General features: G+C 66.6%; 2 protein-coding genes. One reads left to right on the forward strand and one right to left on the reverse strand.

Translation table 11 applies throughout. The features are described 5' to 3' along the window. Positions 1–96 precede the first annotated feature (96 nt). Positions 97–318, reverse strand: a complete 222-nt coding sequence (locus ABZX92_RS45940) for a hypothetical protein (RefSeq protein WP_355572505.1) — start codon at positions 316–318, stop codon at positions 97–99. 43 nt (positions 319–361) lie between these two features. Here ABZX92_RS45940 and ABZX92_RS45945 point away from each other — a divergent pair. Further along, a partial coding sequence (locus tag ABZX92_RS45945; RefSeq protein ID WP_355572508.1) for a hypothetical protein occupies positions 362–1,095 on the forward strand: 734 nt, incomplete at its 3' end.

Here is a 1,095-nt window from a genome sequence, read left to right on the forward strand (position 1 = left end):
GCCGCCGTTGGCGTCGCCTGATGTCACTACGAACGTGTCAGAGCCATCAGGGAACGTCACGACCGCGCCTGCCACGTCGACCACGGACAGTTCGAGTCAGATCCAGGTCGGGAACAACGCGGTCGCGCCGACCTCCTCGACCCCGGCCACGCCGACGACAACTGCCCCGAACACCACGACGCCGAACACTGCGACGCAGAATCTGGCCACGTCGACCACGCCGTCCCCCTCGATCACACCGAAGATCGACATCGAGGAGACCAGCACGACCCCGGTCTCCACCGAGACCGCCGGCCCGGAGATCTCCCCGGACGACATCCGGGCGCCTCAGGCTGACGTCAAGCTCGAATCCGACCTGCCGGTGCCGGTCGCTCCCTCCACCGACCAGACTCTGGCCGTCGACCAGAGACTCATCGACGACCATGAAATCGTCGACGAGGACAGCGACAGCGACAGCGACACCGAATCCGTGATCGAGCCGCTCTTCGACTCCCCTCCCGGTCGTTCCACCTGGGGCGCCGACGACTCGGACACGGAAGTCGAGTTCGGCGTGGAGGACGAGCAGGTCGGCAGCAGGGGCAATCGCCATGAAGGCCTACTGGGTGCGGTGAATTCCGAGCTCCGCCGCTTGCGCTGGCCCGGTGGCGACGTGGGCGCCGATGATCTCGCCCGAGCGCTCGCCAGCCTGTCCGCGCAGCGGGTGATTCTGTCCAAGGACTCCAAGGGTGCCGGGCAGCAGGTGGCGCAGACGTTTGTGTCGGGGACGATCGCTCGAATGGTTGGCGGTAGCGGTGAAGCCCCGAGTTCGTGGTGGGTTAGCGGCAACGACGGCGACACGGACAGTACGGTGATCCTGGACCTGGGCGACCGCCAGCTGCACGGGGTTCAGGTTGGGGACTTCTACCGGTTGGGCGGGTCGAACCTGTACGTCGGTGTGGACGCGGTGAGGCATGGCACGCCAAAAGGGAAGCAGGAGCTGGCGGAGCAGGTGCGGCAGTTTCTCGGGGACGGCTTGACGTTGTATCGGGGTGTCCCGGCCTGGCATCCGAGCTGGCGCGAGATTCGTAACGGGGCGGTTCTGCCGCTCGACGGGAA

This window comes from Lentzea sp. NPDC006480 (assembly GCF_040611995.1).
Taxonomy (GTDB): Bacteria; Actinomycetota; Actinomycetes; order Mycobacteriales; family Pseudonocardiaceae; genus Lentzea.

Coding starts and splice junctions, on each gene's coding strand:
- ABZX92_RS45940 (WP_355572505.1), bottom strand. CDS start 318: ATGTCGTCCGGGGAGATCTCCGGGCCGGCGGTCTCGGTGGAGACCGGG.